The following is a 17,430-nucleotide window of genomic DNA, read 5'->3' as shown; positions in this document are numbered from 1 at the left end:
CCTCTGCGGAGCGAAACTCCGTTTTGCCAACCACTTCCGGAGGGCAAAGCATGGACACCGACCCGATCCGACTGTCAAGGGCGCCGACGGCTTGCCGAGTGAAACCCTTCACCTGCTGGTCGCCCGCGACGCGTTGGACTGCGACGAGGTGAAGTCCTTCGTGAGTAATGCGGCCCCGGGGACCGGCGCCGGGACGTTGCTGCTGGTGGCCTTCTCGCGGTGGCGGGTGGAACGCTGCTTTGAGGACCAGAAGAGCGAGATCGGGTTGGACCAGTACGAGGGCCGGCGCTATCTGGGGCTGAAGCGTCACCTGATCCTCTCGGCGGTAAGTTACCTTTTCCTAGCCCGGGTGCGCGAGGATCTGCGGGGGGAAAAACCGGGAGCTAACGGTCTGCCAGTTGCACAGGGCGGTGGCGGCGCTGGTGCATTGCTGGGGGGTGTCGTCGCGGCGGTCGAAGGAGAAACTACTCGCGAGTGCAGCGAGGAAGATCACCTGGGCGCAGCGTCGGAACGCCCAGGCTCGGACGAGTCACACAAAGGCGACTCGCAAGAAGCTCCGCAAACTCGGCATCAAGCTCACAGAGCTGAAACGATGCCAATGGGACACGACCTAGCGCTGTAGAATTAATATGCGATATTCCTCCGGAGTGATGCTGGGCCGGAGGATGGTGCTGAACCTGACACGGTCTTTCTGCGGGAAGGAAGAGGCTGCCTCGACGAATCATCTTCTCGCCACACTCTCCTCGATTCTGATCGGGGCCAGCGCCGGGTGGGGCCGTCTCCACGAGCGAGGCGGGTTCACGCCGCTGGCGGACTCGGGTGTCCAAGGGGAGTGGATTGACCTCTGTCGCCTTGACTGCACGCGATGCACGCGTGATTTTCTACTGCATGCGTGACGCGCGTGCGGGCGCGAACCTTCTTCTAAAGTAGCTTCTGCATTAGATTTTCACGCGTTCATCCCGTGCAGTATTCATAATGCCTAATGTAGAAAAAGGATTCTTGCGATCAGGGGTTCTTTTCTGGATTGGGTCCAAGGTTACGCTGGCACGCTGGGCGGCCTTCGCTGAGAGTCTGTCGCAAGAAGGCGAATCGCACCGGAGTGTTTGCGGATCTTCCGGGTGCCATGCGGTTCCGTACCCGGCCCCCATGTGGGAATGCCTGGGGCGCACGGGGTCCGAGTACGGGAACCCGTGGTATTCCAAAGTCCTTCATTTCCCGGTAAAGCCCGACCTTCCGAGACAGACATTAAGAAGCGGCTGGGCTTCTGCGGTTGGCCAGGATTGCGCGGGAGGTGCCTTTGCCCCCCATCAGCAGCAGTGTTGCCGGATGAGGGCCGCGCGGCTTCCATTGGGCGCGGAGGGCCTCGGGGCGCAAATCGGTTCCCTTTGTCTTGATTTCCAGTGGGCCGAGCTTTCTTGCGGTCACCAGCTTTCCGATGGTCTTGAGGTCGAGGGGAAGAATTTCCAGGACTTCAAAACAAGCGAGGAACGGGGAGTCGAGCGGTTCAGGCCCGGTCAAAAAGTCGATCCCGGGGGCGCAGCGAGCGAGGCCATTCGCGGCGGCGAAACTGTCAAGGAGTCCGGAGCGGCCGAGAGCGGGGTCGGGATCGAAGACCCAGGCCAAGGGACTTGCGATTGGGACGACCGGGTTGCGAGGTCCATCCTGGTCCGTCCATGAGACGTTCTCAGGAAGTCGGGTCGCGCGGCGGCGGCAGGTTGCGAGCGCCCCGAACCAGACGGTCGCTTCCTTACATTCACCCCCCAGGCTGATCAGTTCCAGCTCGCAATCCCCCGCGCCGAAATGGCTGAGGAAGTCACTCGCCGGGCCGAGCTTGATGGCTCCGCCTCGGACACGCTTCGGTAGCGCCTGGAGAAATTCCAGGCCGGGCGAGTAATCGAGCAACTCGCGAGCTCGCTTCGTGTTCCCCTGGCGGCGGTCGGGGTCGACGTGGACGAGCCATTGGCTTGGGTAAGCGATTCTCTCGGCCTGGGCCCGAATCACGTCGACGCGCTCGGCGACGTCATAGACCTGGGCGTTCCAGCGGGTTCGCCGGCACATCCCCTGATCGGCGTCGACCGCACAGACGTGGGCTTCGGCGGCGAGGGCCAGAGTATCGCCGCCAATTCCACAGCAGAGATCAAGCAAGTGCGATCCACGGAACCGGCTTGCCTTGTGTCGCGCGACGGTCTCGGCCGTGGCCTGTTCGAGGCCGACCGGCTCGAACCACATGGCCTCGGCTCGGGTGAACTTGGCTTTTCCGCGAGACCGGCCCACGGCCAGGCGGACCGCCGCCGCAACCAGCTCGGGTGCGGCTTTCCGCCGCCATCGCTGGAGCTCGGTGGGGCCATAGGTGGAGGTCGCCGTGACCTCGATCAGGAGCGCACGCCCTGGTTCCGTCGTCAGGACCCAGGCCTCAGCGTCCGCGTCGCTCGTCTGCCGCATTGCATTCCCTCTCGTGAAACAAGCCCTTGCCTGGTTAGAATAACTCATTCCGCAAAGAAGCAGATGGAGAGAAGAGCACGGTTCGCAACGCGTTCTCGGATCAGTCCGGCTTTCCCGCCTTTGAAGTTCCCCCAATCTCCTGGAATGATTTGTAATGCAAGATGTCGTGGCGCCCTCGATTGTCCGTGAGCCGCTGATGCTGGGAAACGTCTCCATTCCCTCACGGTTCTTCCTCGCGCCTCTGGCGGGATATACGAGCATGGCGTTCCGACTGGCCGTCAGGGAGTGCGGCGGTCTTGGCCTGGCGACGACCGACCTGGTCAACGCGCGGTCGATCATCGAAAGGCGCAGGCGGTCCTTCGAGCTTGCTGAGACCTGCCCTCAAGATCAGCCGATGTCGATTCAGATCTACGGCCACGTGATCCCCGAGATGCAGGAGGCCGCACGTTGGGCCGTCGACCAGGGGGCCTCCGCCGTCGACATCAACATGGGCTGCCCGGTCAACAAGGTGGTCAAGACCGGGGGCGGGTCGGCCCTGATGTGTCAGGCCGACTCGGCGACGGCGCTGGTCGAAGGCGTGGTGAACGCGGTGAACGTGCCAGTCACCGTCAAGATGCGCCTGGGCTGGGATGCGGAGACCCTGTCCGCGCCCAAGTTGGCCCGCGAGTTCGAGAAGGTCGGAGTGGCCGGCGTCATCATTCACGGGCGTACGCGCGAACAAGGCTTCCGGGGGAGCGTCGATCGCTCGGGGATTCGGGCGGTGGTCGAAGCCGTCGAGCGGATCCCCATCGTCGGCAACGGCGACATCCGCACGCTTGCCGACGCTGCCACCACGTTCCATGAGACCGGCTGTGCGGCAATCTCGATCGGTCGCGGGGCACTCTCGAACCCGTTCCTGTTCCGTCAGCTCGCTCATTGGGCCGCGCATGGTACCCCCGGTCCCGAGCCGACCTTTGAGGATCGAGTCGACCTGATGTCTCGCCATTTTCATGGCCTTGTGGAAGGCCGAGGTGAGCGGCTCGCCTGCCTCCAGTTTCGCAAGATCATCAAGTGGTACAGCCACTCGATCCGACCGCAGAAGGCCCTCTATCATCGCCTGATCAACCTCGCCAGCGCCGAGCTTTTCGACGAGACCGTTGCGGCGATTCGCCAGGCTGGTCCCGCCTCGCCGCTTCCGGGACACTTCGAGCCCAAAGTCCCCGTTCCCACGGGACCGATTGATAAGTGGTAATCGGTTGTCCCTGGGGTAGGGAACAACCAGGATCATTCCGCCTTCGAGGCCCCGGTCATGAACGTGCCGCTTGCTCCCATCGTTCGACTCCGAGAACTCGCCCTGGCGTTTCCCGAAGCGCACGAGGTGGAGGCTTGGGGTGAGCCTACGTTCCGGGTGCGCAACAAGATTTTCGCCATGCACGCCGACGCGGCCAATCACCATGGCAAGGGCCGCCCCGCCGTCTGGGTGAAAGCGGCCCCCGGAGTTCAGGAGAGCATGGTGGCGGCTGCTCCCGATTGCTTTTTCCCTGACCGTCACGGATTTTGGGTGTGTGTTGAACGGTAACCGCCCATTGAGTCGGAGATCAGCAGATTTTGCAACCAACACTCAGAATATCGGTGTTGGTTGAGGCGTTCGGCGGGGCAACGCCATCCCTGGTTCTTTCGCGTCGTCGTTGGGTGCCAGGGCGTGAAGTTCCACAACAGGGCCCAGGCACGGCAGTGCAGTCGACACGATTTATGCGAGCCGTGCAAATGTTGGCCGTCATCGAAGTACCGGTTCATTCCTCGCCTCTGGCGGTCGAGCCTATTGCTGGTGCGGTGGCCGCCGGGGTGACGGTACGCCAGCGAATAGTTCGGACGCTTGCCACACAAGTTCCAGGACGGTCTCCAGCACAACTCCCTTCCGATGCCCCTTCGCCCACTGGCAGAGCGAGCGCAACCGTTGTGCGAAACAGCGGCGGTCCGGCGCGTGATACGCCTCCCAGACCCGCCGGGAAACCTCGGTGAAGGTTTCTTTCAAGTGCTTGGCCCGGTCGCGGATCTTGAGCCAGGCATGCAAGAAGCACAGGAGGATGACCACCCGCGGGAACAATGCCTTCCAAGCCGCTTGCGTCCCCTGCCAACCATCGGTGTTGACGGTCTTGGGAACATACTTGGGGGCGAGGTCACGGGCCTCGTCCTTGAAAACGCCGTAGGCGGCCTTGAGATCATCGGTCCCCGCCGATTCGGCCGGTTCCGCACCCAGGCAGCAACCGACGGCGACGGTGGTCGCAATGTACGTCTTCGCCCCATCAATCGTCGGGTGATGCTCATCCGCCAGGAGAGGAGTCGACATCTCGGCCTGGCGGACCGTCGTTCCCACGAGGCTCAAGCGGCCGAGGGCGCACTCCCGCCGATACCACGACATCGGATCGCCCCAAAGACATGGGCCAACGCCCAGAAGGGGACGCCGAACTTGCGCAAGAACAGCGGCCCTTGGACCTCCTCTGTACGTGCTGTCATGTAGGGCATCAGGAACGAGGGCCGAACGCTGTAGGCAATGCCGTCCCTGGTGACGATGCGACGGATAGGCAGCCGCTGCTTGCTCGAGACCCGCTCATCCTTCAGTTGATAACCTTGAGCGAAGTTCGCCGGGAACAATTCGGGAATTCGCCAGAAGCAGTCATCCAGGGTGCGTCGGAACTCGGCGGGCACGCCAACGATCTGTCGATAGGTGGTTTCCGCGATGGGAAGGCAGAGGGTACGATACCCTCGCGACGCTTGTGTCGCGATCAATTCGGTCACGATCCACCTCCTTTCGGGTGTACTGTGGACCATGGCCGTTTTGCCTTGTCATGTCAGCATGGTGCCGCGCCCCCAAAATCCGTGACGGCCAGCAAAAAGCGGCTCCGCTATTCAAATGCAGTTCATAACGCGTTCTAGCTACAGTCTGCTGATCTATATTCAAAATCGCCATCCTGGGGTGCTCCCTGGGTGTGGCAATCATAAGACCAGGTCAACCAATTCCAATCGCAGACGCAGTTTACGGTCGAGTAACAAGCTTCCTGCCCCTGGTTGTTTTCGCATGAATCCAACGGACCCATGGGATCGTTGGCGCATTGGCTAAATGACTGTGGATTGTAGCGGGCTTCACCGCAGACTGAGCCCGAAGCGGAACATCCAGAGAAACCCGGAGGAGGATAACAAGTAGAGGTCCCGCCTGTATTTTTGATGCAGGAAGGGTTGCACTTAAATTTCATTGAGTCCTTACCCAGAACATCTAGCTCTGAGTCACTCAAAACGATAGGCGTATCTATGGAAGCGGTTGTGGCTTCCACTAACGAAAGACCCATCAGGGACGCCAGCATCACGTAAATCATCACGGGCGTTCGCTTGCCGGTCATCTTCGCCTCCCTCGTCGCCAGATTGGTCCGTGCGCAGGGTTGCACAAAACAGCTACGTCGAATGAAGACTCTTACTTGAATCAATACCTACCGCTCGGCTCTGATTCTTGCCCAGATTATAGATGCTGTCAAGATGGCTTTGCTTGTTACACTGCTGTTTCCGGTGGTGTCCCCGGCAAATTGAACCATTCTGAGGGATTCGACTAGTGCGTCGTCACCGCTTGATTTTTGGGTTGCCGAGGCGTTTCCCAGCGTTGGATCTCGCCCCAAGCAAGACTCGTGACCCCAAATCTTAGCGTTGGCCCTGCACTAGGCTATGTCGGAAAACCGTCAACCAGAGCACAGGCGTAGATAGCGTTGAATGAACGCTATCTTGATCATGCCGCCAAAGTTCTTGGCCGTCTTCTCGAACCGCGAGAAGATCCGCCGACATTCCTTTCAGCCAACCAATCAGGCATTCGATGATGCTTCGCCGCCGGTACGCTTCGCGGTCGAACTCCACCGCTCGAGCGGCGCAGTCCTCGTTCTCCTTCGACGGGATCACCGGCGTGATCCCCATCTCCAGCAAGTATTCATCGATCCACTCCGCCCGAGTAAACGCTCGAGATTCCCAGAGGGGGGGGCCGCGATTGGCACTCCCGTCACTCCGCGCATCGGACCGCCCTTGGATCACTTCCGCTTGCGACGATCCGTTCGTTTTGCGTCGCGACGCCGTGCCCGTTCACGTGATTCCTCCAGGCGATGCGTCAGTACGTGTCCCGGATGGTTCCGAGCCCACCGATCGGGCAAGAGGTCCTCGACTCGTTCCGGGGCCACGCTCAGCGTCATCAGCACGTCCTTGACGTAGGCCCACGGCTCCAGACGATGACGCTTTGCCCCTGCCACGATCGTGCTCAACACCGCCGCTCGCGGTCCCGCATCCACATTCCCCAGGAACAACCAATTCTTCCGGCCGATGGCTTGGTCGCGGAGGCGACGCTCCGCCACGTTGTTGTCGATCGTCAGCCGGCCGTCCTCGGTGTAGCGGCACAACGCCTTCCACTGATTCCGCGCATAGGTCAGAGCCTGGCCCAACGCCGATTTCGGCAGCGACTGGTCCGCAAGCCGATCGAGGTCCCCTCGAAGCCGTTCCAGGATCGGCACCGCTTCTTGCGCACGCAGGGCCTGTCTCGCCTCAACGGACAACCCTCGGACGCGATCCTCCACGTCATATAACCGGCGGATCGCTTCCAGGATCAAACCCGCGTTCCCCGGCGACGACGACCGCGCATCGTAGAACTTGCGGCGGGCGTGCGCCCAACAAGCGACTTCATGGATCGCCGAAGGCGACCCGAGATAGAGCCCGTCATATCCAGCATATGCGTCAGCCTGGAGATAACCCACGAAGCCGGCCAGGAACGTCGCCGGCCCGTCGCGTTTGCGACTCGCCGTATGGTCGTACACGTCGTAGGAATGATCCTCGTCCCCATGATAGAGCCAGAACCGTGTCGTCAGGCTCCCGGGAGCCTCGCCGCCCAGCGCCTTGACGGGGGTGTCATCGGTCCAGATCACCGGAGATTGGAGCACGAGCTGCTTCTGGAGGTCGTAGAGCGGCCCCATCAACTCGGCGGCCTTGCGGACCCAATCGCACAGCGTCGCACGCGGCAGGTGCAAACCGTAGCGAACCGAGATGTCCTCGAAGCGGTACAGGGTCAAGTGATCGATAAACTTGGAAATCAGCAATTGCGAAAGCAGGCCCGCTCCCGCGATGCACCCCGGGAGCGGTCGCTCCGGTCCGTTGGGGCTTTTCACCCCGTCGTGGCAGTGCGAGCACGCGTACTTGGGGAGGACGTGGACCCGAACCTCCAGGCGAGCCGGGATGAATTCGAGCTCACGCCGCTCGTCCTCGCCGATGCGTGCCTTGGACCGGCCGCAGCATGAGCAAGTCTTGTCCGCCTCGGGCACGTCATGTTCGATGCGGACGTGGGGCAGGCGGCTGAAATCCAGCGTCCGCGATGGCCGGGACTTCCTCGGAGCGGCCGGCGTCGGGGCCTCCGGTTCGGCCTCGGGAGTCACCTCGAGGTCCTCGCCGAACGCGAAGAGATGACCTTGTCCGGGATCGTCGCATCGTTCGCTGCGTCGCCCGTAGACATAGCGGCGGTACCGCTCCAACTCCTGGCGCAGGCGGTCGTTCTCTTGCGTCAACTCTTCATTGGCCCTGGTGGCTTGATCGAGTGCGGCGAGCAGGTCCTGGATCCGTTGCTGCATCGCGTCGACGGGAGGGGCCGCGTCGCCGGAGACTGGCGGTGACGCGGGCGATTCGGGGCCGGATTGGGCATTTCGACCGAGAGGATTAATCATTATTTTGGTTATCGAATGTTTAAATATGATTTCAAGTGGTTTTCCCGGGATTCACCCTGTTTTTCTCAGTCCTCCGGTATCGTTTTCGTTGCTGGGCGTTCCCCAGGTCGATGCCGCCCAGGAGCATGGCGAGTTGGGCGGACCGGAGTTCGATCGGGGCGTCGGAGGAGGGCCGGAGGGGGACCTGGAACGAGCCGGCTTCGAGGCGATAGTACCAGATCGCCAGGCCATCGACATTCCAGTAGAGGATCTTGATGCGATCACGTCGGCGATTCAGGAAGAGGAAGAGATGGCCGGAGAGGAGCTCCTCCTGGGGGAAGGCTTGGCTGACGATTCCCGAGAGCCCGTCAAAGCTTTTTCTGAGGTCGACGGAGTCGGCGTGAAGGAGGATCCGCACGGTGTGTGGGACGCTCAACATGAGGCGTCCTCCATCCTCGCCGCGACGCGGGCGACGGCCTCGACGACCCGGCAGACGAGTTCGCCGCCCGCGGCGATGGGCAGGAGGATTCGTCCGCCGTCGGGGAGTCGGATGGTGAGGAATTCAGCGGAATCGCCGGATCGCGACTCGGGGGCGGCGGCGAGGATGACCGGCACGAATACCGGTTCGCGAGCCGGAGAGGGGACAGGGCAAGGCGAATCCGAGGCGAGGCGTCGCTTCCAAGCGTGGAAAGACGCGGTCGAGATCCCTTGGCCTTGGCAGAACTGGCCGATGGTGAGACCGCTGTCGGACTGCTGTTGCAGTCGCCGACGCCAGAGGACTGGGAGGGCAGGATTGGCGGCACGTGGCATCGTCTGACTCCGGAGGACGAACAAAATGGTCCGTCTTCCAGGCTATCAGGCGGCACAAGACTGGCTATTTCGAACGCTTACTATGCGTCAGCCTCTCAGTCAGATTCGGAAACTCTGGTTTACCCCTATTCTGAACAATAGGGCAGTAACCGCTTGAAAGCTAAAATTCGTTTTTCACACAATTCCCATGACAACGCTGCAACCAACACGCTTAAAATCACCACGGAAAAATCCGACGAAAGTGTTCGAGCACCGACATAGTTGGTAACGGTTTCAAATATAAGTAAATGGTATAGGAAAATACCGTAGCTGATTTTGCCTAAATATGCGAGTGGTTGCAATCTAAGAGGCCAAAGAATTCGATGTCCTGTATTTAGCACAATCAAACCAATAAGACTAAAAAAAACAATATTTACAATAAGAACATGCATGGACCCACGTTGATGCGCCTCAATTGCTCTCCCAGTTTGCGTGCCAGTAAAACAAAACAACCAGAGAACGCTTACGATACCACTGACAGCGAGTGCTAGGTTTACACGCCTGCTACGATATGTTTGTTCACAGTCAGTGCCCAACGAAGCGAGGATCGCGCCGAGTGCCAATCCATCACATCTGGCGAGAGTAACAACCGGGTTGAGTCCGGCCGATCTGAAAGCAACCGAGTTTGCGATTAGGCAAAGCGCGATTGGCACCAACAACGATCGTCCGGCAAGCACAACTATCAATGGCCAAACAATATAGTATTGCTCCTCGATCGCTAAACTCCAAGTTTGAGAGGCACCTGGAAGGAACTCAGGGACAGATTCGGACCAGTAATAAGTTGCGTATTGAATGAATGCAATATGCGTCAGTAAACCTTCTATAGGAACGGAGTCCCCTTTGGAGACTGTAATAGCACAAAGTGCGCCAAGCAACAGGTAATAAGTTGGCCAGATACGAAGCGCTCTTCTCGCCCAGAACGTCAAAAAGAAACCTCGACTCCAACCATAGCGTAGGATGCTTGAAGTAATCAGATAGCCCGAAAGCACAAAGAATAAGTCGACGCGGGACCAACCATAGAAGAACTTCGATGGCCAGAGGTGCCATGCTAAGATCGCAATTGAACCGAGACCTCTGAGCGCATCCAACTCAGGAATCTTAACTGAGCCAGTTCCTAGAGATTTCTCCAAGTGAGAATTTGGTTGTTTACCACAGGTTGAAATTTGGGAATTGTGGGATTTCATTGTCCATTTCTGGGATCTAAAAACCATAGCCTTTAGGCAACCAATTCCAGTAGGCTCCCGGGATGGAGCACTACTCAGGGCGATTGCGTCAATAAGTCTTATTTTGCGATGGATTTACGTCGACTAGAGTGCCAGTCCGAGGTGGTTTGGTCGGCGCAAGTCTCTGCCACGAGCCAATTTGATAGTGCAATTGCCCTAGTGTCCTCGGACACAAAACCTGCAAGAAATTCGGACTGTTGATAATCTGGCAGTGAGCCTCCCTGATTTCCTGGAGTTCTCCTGCCATGCGCGGTCGAAGACCTGATCCCTTGTCGATCCGGCCCCATGATCACCCCATCCTCTTCCACCTGGCTCACAGTCAAAGCTCTCCCTGGTTCCAGGTGCAACGGGCGCGGATCGTCTTGGCGATCGCCGACGGCCAACGAACCGAGGCCATCGCCGTCCAGATGCAATGCGACGAGGCCACGGTCTGGAGGGCCTGCCAACGTTATCGATCCGACGGCTTGGCCGGGTTGCTCGCTGATCGACGGGCCAAACGATCGGGGCGTCCCGTCTCGATTTCCCCCCCTCCAGCGTGCCCAAATCATCGCGTTGGCATGCTTGGAGCCTGTGGCCCGGGGATTGCACATCACTCACTGGTCTCGTAAGGATCTGGCCGACCTGATCGTCGCCGATGGCATTGTGCCAACCATCAGCGCCCGAACGGTCGGGAGGATCCTCGATACCGCCGACTTGCAGCCTCATCGCACACGCTACTGGCGAATCACCTGCCTGGATGCACGCTTCAAAGAGCGAGCCGAGAAGGTGCTCTGGTGCTATGCCAACGCCGCGAATCTGGCCCGGCGCAGGATATGGGTTGTCTGTGCGGATGAGATGCCCAATCGCCAAGTCTTGGAGCGGGTGCCAATCCATCGCGCCATCCCCGGCTCGATCGAACAGCAGGAGTTCGACTACACGCGGCATGGCACGGTCAACATTCTGAACTTCCTCATCGTCCATAGCGGGATGATGGAGTCGGTCTGCTTGGAGACCAACGATTCCGATCATTATGTCCCGGCATTGAAGCCGTTCCGAAGGCACCACCGCTGGCTTCGGGGGATCTATCTGATCCATGACGGCGGTCCCAGCCACACGGGCCAAATCACCAAGGACTATCTCGCTGCCTGTGACGGTTGGTGGCATCCCTGCTTGACGCCGGCCCGCGCCTCGTGGTTGGACCAGGCGGAGTTGCTCAACCATGCCTTCGACCTCCGCTACCTGAAGCGAGGATCGTGGTCGAGTTGTGAGGATTACATCGCTCATGTGATGGCATCGTGGCCTGAGTACAACCGTCGCTATGCTCACCCGTTTGAGTGGACTTGGACGGCCCAGAAGATGAGACAATGGTTCGCCAAACATGCCCCGTGAATTTCTTGCAGGTTTTGTGTCCGAGGACACTAGAGCACTACCGAAGGATCGCCCACTCCCAGTTTGACATCAAGTTCCACCTGGTGTGGATCACCAAGTATCGCAAGAAGTTGCTGAGGGGTGACGTCGGGCTCCGGCTCCGCCAGATCGTTCGGACGATCTGTGCGGAGTTAGAGGTCGAGATCCTCAAGGGGCATGTCAGCGTCGATCACGTGCACCTGTTCGTCTCCTGCACGCCGCACATGTCGGCGAGCTACCTGATGCAACGGCTTAGGGGGAAGACCTCGCGGCGGCTGATGCAGGAGTACAGCCACCTGAAGAGGCCATGCTGGAACCGACACCTGTAGGCCCGCGGGTTCTTCGTGGCGAGCTCAGGCAACGTGACAGACGAGGTCATCATGGAGTCCATCCGGACGCAGGAGGAATCGAAAGCCGACGACGACTTCCAAGTCAATGATTCGGATTAACCATGTAGTCGGGCTTTCAGCCGACTGTCGAACTCACCGCTTTCCAGGCGGTGGTTGTTCAGTTCGACGTAACAACTGATGTTAATGCTGAGCCAATTGCCATTGGAGTTTGTCGAAATTCTTTGGCTTTGTCCGGGTGCTGAACTAATACAGAATGCCACTTGTTACTCAAGGAAGCCTACGTGAATAAGAACCTGCGATACTGAGGGATGGTCAGTTTCGATGATGATTGTATTGCTTGAATCCGCACCACTAATTGCCGAATTAGTACTATGATGACCGTTGTGTTTCCTATTCACTTCAATTTTGTGAAGCGATGCACTGGCGGACCTCTCCCAAGTGACTTCTAAAAGCCGATCATCATATTTGGCATTTGTTAATCTGAATGCTTTGTTGTCATTTGCGCGTATATACGCAAATTTGGCTGTCGCTTGTCTGTTTGAAAACGTTACGGTCTGCGGAAAAATGCTGACCGGGCTTTGGACCGACCAGCGCACTTGATATTGGTCAAGTAATTCGCCGTCATGCCCTCGAATGAACACTCTGCTTACCCTTTCCCGGTTAGCGTCCTTCGTTTTTACAAGAGTCTCAATCGCAAACTGGTCGAGGAATTGCCCGTCATTAATTTGCTCGGATCCGATGAACTCAATTCCGGCTAATTTCAGACTAACAGGATCCTCAAATTCGATTTTCAAATTTTGCGCGTCAACAGTTGAACCGACACGAAGAATTTTGATGAGAATTCTCCCTCGAGTGGTACTGTATGGAGCGAGGCTGTTGTAAACCAAACCGGGCGGTTCTATGGAACACTTGCGAATAAAATCGCCGTTTATGGTAACTTGCCAGGGAGCTTTATGACTTTGCTCAATAGTTATCAAAAAGGTTTTACGCCCTCGCGCGGAAGCGGTTGCAAATTGAAGGACCAAGACTCCAGCTTGCCCAGGTGGTATGATAGACGGCTCAATCTTCGCGTCCAAACAGCCACAAGACGTGCCTATCTTCGTGTAGCGCAGCTCCTGCTTAGTCGAGTTTCTGATGCTTATCCTCTGTTCGAAAGTCGCGTCTGAATGATTGGGATCGAGAATGACAGTACCCAACTCAAGCACTCTTTCCCGGTCGAACGTTAGAAACCCGCCTCGGTGGATCGTGTCATTCCCTACATTCGGCTTCTCGCAACCCGCTTCAACAAAGCAAGATGCGAATGCTAATAAAATACCAACTATTAATCGGACAGGATTGTTCCATTTAGCCATAGAACATCAACTCCTCTGAAGATAATTTGTGACGGATTGGCGAGCCGGACGCTATGACGCGATAGGCTTCATCACAACACCTGCCTTAGCCGTTTTCGGGTCAAGACGGCTCCATAGGACCACCATCCCAACATTACCCATAAAATGGCCAATAAAATTAACACCATCATCATACCTAGGACCGAGAAGCCATCAAGTCTGCCAGCCATAATCTCCGGGTCCAGAGGTCTATCCGAAATCAACAGAGCCTTCCCATTGTAGCCTGCAAGAGCCTTCACGGATATGTCGCTCTGCGCCGTCCCTGGGCTACGGGGGTCAAAGCAGATTAGACGAGTCGCAGCGTCGGAGTAGTACAGTACGAAATGGCCTCCTCCCACGTAGCAGATTGCCGCAATTCTTTGGTTGTGTAGTCGTAACGCTCTGTCGAGTTTCGCTCTATTGATGGAGAGAGGTGTCCCTACTAGACCGTACCGACTGCATGCGAGCTTGAGGTCGCGTAATGAGGTTCCTTTGTTTGTACACTTAGTCGCCTTAAGCAACGTAACATAGTCGGTTTTTAACCCCATGATTTTAGTCACAGCGTACAAACACAATGGGCCGCATTGCGCGTCGAAGCTCGGCTGAAGCCCCTCGATAGGAGGGCCTAATTCGTTCCCATTGGATGGGGTAAAGGTTGTTATTGAACAGATAAGAATGACAAGCACGCAGTGGGAAATGGTGTGCCATCGAAGTTTAAGAAGCCACATCTGCTCAAGTCCTATCATTGATAGCGTGAAGTGAGTGCGGTGAAGAAAACGTTTATTTATGAGTATACTGGAGTGAATGCGCAATTAGTAATGGCAATAAAAAACAGCATGAGAATATAAAAAGAGTGAGCATTAATGCAAAGGCAAAAGTCATTATTAAATGAAATAGAGTGATAGTTTGCTCGTGTTTTTCGGCCCATAATATCGAATCGAGTGTCCAGAAGGTCGGCGGCAACGCAACACCCGCAAGCCAGAGCCCGTACGTACCTCCCTCTCGGACAATGATCGTAAGAAACGATACGACTGCTACCAGTGCCAGCAATCCTCGCGTGCTCATTTTCAAGGCTCATTTAATGTGAAAGAGGGTAAGGATTTGGGGAGCTTGGGTAGTCCGTAAATCGACATTTATGAAGAGACTCACATATAATGGTCAGGCGAAGCGTTCTAGCGAAATGGCTTTACTTCATCGTGAAACGCCAATGTTAAGTGTGAAAGGATGTGCTCTTTAATGGCTGGCAGAGAGGCCAGCATGGATGTCCCGCAGATCCGCAAGCACACTCCCACGCTCATGAAGCACCTAAAGCGGTTCGACGCTTGCTTCCCACGCAAGAATACTATTGCCTTTCGCCCGATTGACGTCTTTAGTCAGCTCTCGGACCTCGCCGAGAAGAGCGTCGAGCCGATCGCCATCAATACAGGCGTCTCGGTCAGGCCGCTGCAGGAACGCCTCAGTCAACACTGCTGGGATTAAGACTGAGAGCGCAACCGGCCTCAGCACATCGTCCGAAAGTAGCACGGTGGCACCAACGTAATCGGCGTTTTCGATGAGAACTGCGACGTTAAGAAGCGGGAAAAGGTATCCAGTGTTCAGCATCAGTAGTGCGCCTCCGCAGGCAAGAAGCAGAACAACGTCGTCACGGTCGACCACACCTACGTTCGCGACAGCTTTCTCTGCCTTCTCGACGGCAAACTGTACCTGGCGAGGCTTCGCTTGCTGGATCGCGAATGCTGTCGAGAGGCAAGCATACCCGACCACATGGCGCTCGCCCGCCGAAGTGCAAGACCGCCCTGGAACCTAAGATCGTGCCATCGCCAACGGTCTCGACTGGGTGCCCTTCGGCCAGGACTACTGCGTTAAAACCGAGCTTCTGAGGAGGCTGGCGGCTTGCGGCCATATATGCGATATGCGTCGGCGAGATACCGCGAATCTTCAAAGGCTGGACGATGGCCCCGCGTGTTGTCACCAGAAAGTACTGCAAGCATGGCCGAGGCCGCGGTTGCAAGACGCCCCGCTTGGCGAGTGGCAGAGCCCCGACCCGGCGGGCCGTAGCAATGCTCGATCAGGACGGATTCCACACCCAGCCCTGGATCCGGTGGCGAGTCAAGTACGGGCACAAGGGGCCGATGGTCTGGGAGATCAAACACCTGCGGTTTTCCCCCGTGGGCGCGGATGGGTTACCGGGCGAGCCGCTGGATCTGATCGCTGTCCACGACTTCGTCAACCCGACGGACTTGAAATTCTCTGTCGCCGACGCCCCCGAGGAGACGTCGGTGCAGTTCCTGTTGCTCGTTTCGTTTTCGCGGAGAGATGTCGAGCGGTGTTTCCAAGACCAGAAATCCGAGATCGGGCTGGAGCAGACGAAGGGCGTCGCAACCAGGGGGCTCAACCCTCGCCCGATACTGAGTTGCCTGAGCTAGCAGTTCCTGACGCGAATCCGACAGGAGTGTGGCTGGGAGAAAACCAGGTTTGACGGGGTGCCAGACACACACCGCTGTGGCGGCCTTGATCCCGTTTCGGTGATTGGGGATGAGTTCTCCGCGATAGCTTCTGAAGCCCACCTCCGAAGAGATCGAAGGCGCACAAAGTCGACACGCAGTGGCACAGCGGTGCCACACCAAGAGGACGAGTCGAATATTGCGTGAGTTGGGCATCAAACTCACAGGTTTGCTCCGATGCAAATGGGACACGACTTATCGCTGCAGTATTAAAGGGCTTTCGTTTCACCGAGGCTCTTTGGACTGGAACCACCGACGGGCAATCAGTGTGCCAAGTACAATAAACAGAATGAGGCCATTCGCGAGCATGAAGTAGATGTAGGAGCGAGATTTCCCACGTGCCATCCCCTTCCCCCCATTGCCGTTCATTTGGCCAGGCTGCATGGGAATCAAGCCTTTGACTCTGGCGTTAACAACCGCTGATGACGGATCAAAAGAATATTTCTCTTGCGTCGAACTCCGCATGTCGATAACCGTCGAACCAGGTCGCAAGCCCATACCTGCAAAAGTAAAAGTAGATGCAGGAATTTCTATATTAAATTTTCGCTCTTTGACTTCAAAACTGACGGTTTCCCGAATCGTTACCCCGTCAGGATACCGGGTGGTGAAAACTCTGCGTAAGCTCGAGGGATACCAGATGCCTGCTTCCGGATCGCGATCCCATGTCCAGTGACACTCATTTGATGGCGAAATAACACGAGTTAAGAAGTATTCTGGAGTAGAAGTGAACGAATATTTAAATTCAAAGGTTTTCGCATCATTGCTGCTGCTGGATATTGTCACGTTGTTCGTCGTTAGCGAAAGAACTACCGATTTGGGCAACTTCTTCATGTGTTGGATGAAGTTGTCAATCGTTTCGCCATTCTGTTCATACCAGTGATCACGGTAGAAATCGAGGTTGTCCGAGCGAGGCAAAAGGAATTCGCTGATAGGCCGAATGTAGCCACGCGATTGATTTGTTGCATCCAGAACGCAATTGTCGTTGAGGGCCTTCGATTCTCCACGAAAACGCACATCTTTGGTGTCCCAGTGCTTGTCCCAACGCTTAACTGCGCCAAAGCGGTCCGCGATGAATGTGAAGCTCCCCGCAATTGCAGCAGGCGTTTGTCGCGAAAGGTGTTTGTTCTTGGGAGAGTGAGTCGGCTTTCCTTCTATGACCTCGCGAACAAGCTGAATTTTGCCCGCTAACTGTACTGATCTCGCGGTTGATATGTTGGCATCGGAGAAAGCCTTGATTTTCTCAAATACGGTGGCAACCGCCTCGCCGGGCTCGGGTGGAGCAACGGCTGCTAAATTGACGATAGAAAGACATGAAAATATCAGGAGGAGTCGGATTGGTAAGGTGGCATTGTTGCTTCGCTTGCGAAAGAGGTGGTAGAATGAGCAATGACAACGCGCGGACTGGAAATTGCGGTTTGAACTATTTGAACTAGATAAAGACCTGGGTTGCTCGCCGAATTTGTCATTGTGTTTAAGCATCACGGTTTTCATAATTCAGGTTCCATGGCATAGTCGCTTGAAGTTGTTTTGATTTAAGAAGCTCTGCCAAAACCTCGAAAATCCCTAAAAAACAGGGTAGGAGGCCCCTGTTTTGTACTCCTGAACGTCGT

16 protein-coding genes and 2 pseudogenes are annotated in these 17,430 nt (G+C 56.9%); 8 read left to right on the top strand and 10 right to left on the bottom strand.

What is annotated here, in order from left to right; genetic code table 11:
- Positions 1-70: 70 nt before the first annotated feature.
- Positions 71-388 (top strand): annotated as a pseudogene (locus tag SINAC_RS41445) (IS701 family transposase); the annotation flags it as partial.
- 857 nt (positions 389-1,245) lie between these two features.
- On the opposite strand, the gene SINAC_RS30720 reads toward SINAC_RS41445, so the two are convergent.
- Entirely contained in the window at positions 1,246-2,442 is a 1,197-nt protein-coding gene (locus tag SINAC_RS30720; protein WP_015249445.1) for a class I SAM-dependent methyltransferase, read from the bottom strand.
- 154 nt (positions 2,443-2,596) lie between these two features.
- Here SINAC_RS30720 and dusB point away from each other — a divergent pair, with 154 nt between their 5' ends.
- Complete coding sequence (dusB, locus tag SINAC_RS30715) at positions 2,597-3,673, top strand: tRNA dihydrouridine synthase DusB (RefSeq protein ID WP_015249444.1); 1,077 nt, start codon at positions 2,597-2,599, stop codon at positions 3,671-3,673.
- A 57-nt stretch (positions 3,674-3,730) separates the two neighbouring features.
- A complete protein-coding gene (locus SINAC_RS30710; protein ID WP_015249443.1) occupies positions 3,731-4,000 on the top strand; it encodes an MmcQ/YjbR family DNA-binding protein in 270 nt (89 codons plus the stop codon).
- Between the two features lie 240 nt (positions 4,001-4,240).
- Here the strand turns inward: SINAC_RS30710 and SINAC_RS30705 are convergent, their stop codons facing one another.
- The 6 genes from SINAC_RS30705 to SINAC_RS39270 all read right to left on the bottom strand — a co-directional run bounded on the left by SINAC_RS30705 (position 4,241) and on the right by SINAC_RS39270 (position 10,171).
- Positions 4,241-4,843, bottom strand: a complete 603-nt coding sequence (locus SINAC_RS30705) for a hypothetical protein (RefSeq protein WP_015249441.1) — start codon at positions 4,841-4,843, stop codon at positions 4,241-4,243.
- Positions 4,804-5,220, bottom strand: a complete 417-nt coding sequence (locus tag SINAC_RS30700) for a hypothetical protein (RefSeq protein WP_015249440.1) — start codon at positions 5,218-5,220, stop codon at positions 4,804-4,806. The genes SINAC_RS30705 and SINAC_RS30700 overlap by 40 nt, the downstream gene beginning before the upstream one ends.
- Positions 5,221-6,488: 1,268 nt before the next feature.
- Entirely contained in the window at positions 6,489-8,159 is a 1,671-nt protein-coding gene (tnpC, locus tag SINAC_RS30690) for an IS66 family transposase (protein ID WP_015249438.1), read from the bottom strand.
- 31 nt (positions 8,160-8,190) lie between these two features.
- Entirely contained in the window at positions 8,191-8,577 is a 387-nt protein-coding gene (gene tnpB / locus SINAC_RS30685) for an IS66 family insertion sequence element accessory protein TnpB (RefSeq protein WP_015249437.1), read from the bottom strand.
- Positions 8,571-8,948 carry an IS66 family insertion sequence element accessory protein TnpA gene (tnpA, locus tag SINAC_RS30680; RefSeq protein ID WP_015249436.1) on the bottom strand — a complete coding sequence of 126 codons (378 nt, stop codon included), beginning with the start codon at positions 8,946-8,948 and terminating at the stop codon, positions 8,571-8,573. The genes tnpB and tnpA (SINAC_RS30680) overlap by 7 nt, the downstream gene beginning before the upstream one ends.
- 125 nt (positions 8,949-9,073) lie before the next feature.
- Positions 9,074-10,171: an acyltransferase family protein gene (locus SINAC_RS39270; RefSeq protein WP_015249435.1), complete on the bottom strand. Its 1,098-nt coding sequence runs from the start codon at positions 10,169-10,171 to the stop codon at positions 9,074-9,076.
- 284 nt (positions 10,172-10,455) lie between these two features.
- Between SINAC_RS39270 and SINAC_RS30675 the strand changes: the two genes are divergently transcribed.
- The 3 genes and pseudogenes from SINAC_RS30675 to tnpA (SINAC_RS30665) all read left to right on the top strand — a co-directional run bounded on the left by SINAC_RS30675 (position 10,456) and on the right by tnpA (SINAC_RS30665) (position 12,045).
- Entirely contained in the window at positions 10,456-10,818 is a 363-nt protein-coding gene (locus SINAC_RS30675; protein ID WP_026012116.1) for a helix-turn-helix domain-containing protein, read from the top strand.
- Positions 10,763-11,578, top strand: coding sequence for a transposase (locus tag SINAC_RS30670; protein ID WP_237722801.1), 816 nt, complete (start codon positions 10,763-10,765; stop codon positions 11,576-11,578). Before SINAC_RS30675 ends, SINAC_RS30670 begins: the two co-directional genes overlap by 56 nt.
- Positions 11,554-12,045, top strand: a pseudogene (gene tnpA / locus SINAC_RS30665) (IS200/IS605 family transposase). Before SINAC_RS30670 ends, tnpA (SINAC_RS30665) begins: the two are co-directional and overlap by 25 nt.
- A 164-nt stretch (positions 12,046-12,209) precedes the next feature.
- On the opposite strand, the gene SINAC_RS30660 reads toward tnpA (SINAC_RS30665), so the two are convergent.
- On the bottom strand, positions 12,210-13,298 hold the full coding sequence (locus SINAC_RS30660) for a DUF1573 domain-containing protein (protein WP_015249434.1): 1,089 nt from the start codon (positions 13,296-13,298) through the stop codon (positions 12,210-12,212).
- Between the two features lie 71 nt (positions 13,299-13,369).
- Positions 13,370-14,044 carry a cysteine peptidase family C39 domain-containing protein gene (locus tag SINAC_RS30655; RefSeq protein ID WP_015249433.1) on the bottom strand — a complete coding sequence of 225 codons (675 nt, stop codon included), beginning with the start codon at positions 14,042-14,044 and terminating at the stop codon, positions 13,370-13,372.
- A 508-nt stretch (positions 14,045-14,552) separates the two neighbouring features.
- Between SINAC_RS30655 and SINAC_RS40295 the strand changes: the two genes are divergently transcribed.
- Together SINAC_RS40295 and SINAC_RS38280 are read left to right on the top strand one after the other, a co-directional pair.
- Entirely contained in the window at positions 14,553-14,795 is a 243-nt protein-coding gene (locus SINAC_RS40295; protein ID WP_154673843.1) for a hypothetical protein, read from the top strand.
- 542 nt (positions 14,796-15,337) lie between these two features.
- On the top strand, positions 15,338-15,742 hold the full coding sequence (locus tag SINAC_RS38280) for a hypothetical protein (RefSeq protein ID WP_154673842.1): 405 nt from the start codon (positions 15,338-15,340) through the stop codon (positions 15,740-15,742).
- Positions 15,743-16,045: 303 nt separating this feature from the next.
- On the opposite strand, the gene SINAC_RS30640 is transcribed toward SINAC_RS38280, so the two are convergent.
- On the bottom strand, positions 16,046-17,311 hold the full coding sequence (locus tag SINAC_RS30640; protein WP_015249432.1) for a hypothetical protein: 1,266 nt from the start codon (positions 17,309-17,311) through the stop codon (positions 16,046-16,048).
- Positions 17,312-17,430 lie beyond the last annotated feature (119 nt).

The sequence above is a fragment of the Singulisphaera acidiphila DSM 18658 genome, from assembly GCF_000242455.2.
Lineage (GTDB): Bacteria > Planctomycetota > Planctomycetia > Isosphaerales > Isosphaeraceae > Singulisphaera > Singulisphaera acidiphila.
This window is presented reverse-complemented; position numbering and strand designations above follow the sequence as displayed.

Coding starts and splice junctions, on each gene's coding strand:
- SINAC_RS30710 (WP_015249443.1), top strand. CDS start 3,731: ATGAACGTGCCGCTTGCTCCCATCGTTCGACTCCGAGAACTCGCCCTG.
- dusB (WP_015249444.1), top strand. CDS start 2,597: ATGCAAGATGTCGTGGCGCCCTCGATTGTCCGTGAGCCGCTGATGCTG.
- tnpC (WP_015249438.1), bottom strand. CDS start 8,159: ATGATTAATCCTCTCGGTCGAAATGCCCAATCCGGCCCCGAATCGCCC.
- SINAC_RS30675 (WP_026012116.1), top strand. CDS start 10,456: ATGCGCGGTCGAAGACCTGATCCCTTGTCGATCCGGCCCCATGATCAC.
- tnpA (WP_015249436.1), bottom strand. CDS start 8,948: ATGCCACGTGCCGCCAATCCTGCCCTCCCAGTCCTCTGGCGTCGGCGA.
- SINAC_RS40295 (WP_154673843.1), top strand. CDS start 14,553: ATGGCTGGCAGAGAGGCCAGCATGGATGTCCCGCAGATCCGCAAGCAC.
- SINAC_RS39270 (WP_015249435.1), bottom strand. CDS start 10,171: ATGAAATCCCACAATTCCCAAATTTCAACCTGTGGTAAACAACCAAAT.
- SINAC_RS30655 (WP_015249433.1), bottom strand. CDS start 14,044: ATGTGGCTTCTTAAACTTCGATGGCACACCATTTCCCACTGCGTGCTT.
- tnpB (WP_015249437.1), bottom strand. CDS start 8,577: ATGTTGAGCGTCCCACACACCGTGCGGATCCTCCTTCACGCCGACTCC.
- SINAC_RS30720 (WP_015249445.1), bottom strand. CDS start 2,442: ATGCGGCAGACGAGCGACGCGGACGCTGAGGCCTGGGTCCTGACGACG.
- SINAC_RS30705 (WP_015249441.1), bottom strand. CDS start 4,843: ATGTCGTGGTATCGGCGGGAGTGCGCCCTCGGCCGCTTGAGCCTCGTG.
- SINAC_RS30660 (WP_015249434.1), bottom strand. CDS start 13,298: ATGGCTAAATGGAACAATCCTGTCCGATTAATAGTTGGTATTTTATTA.
- SINAC_RS30640 (WP_015249432.1), bottom strand. CDS start 17,311: ATGAAAACCGTGATGCTTAAACACAATGACAAATTCGGCGAGCAACCC.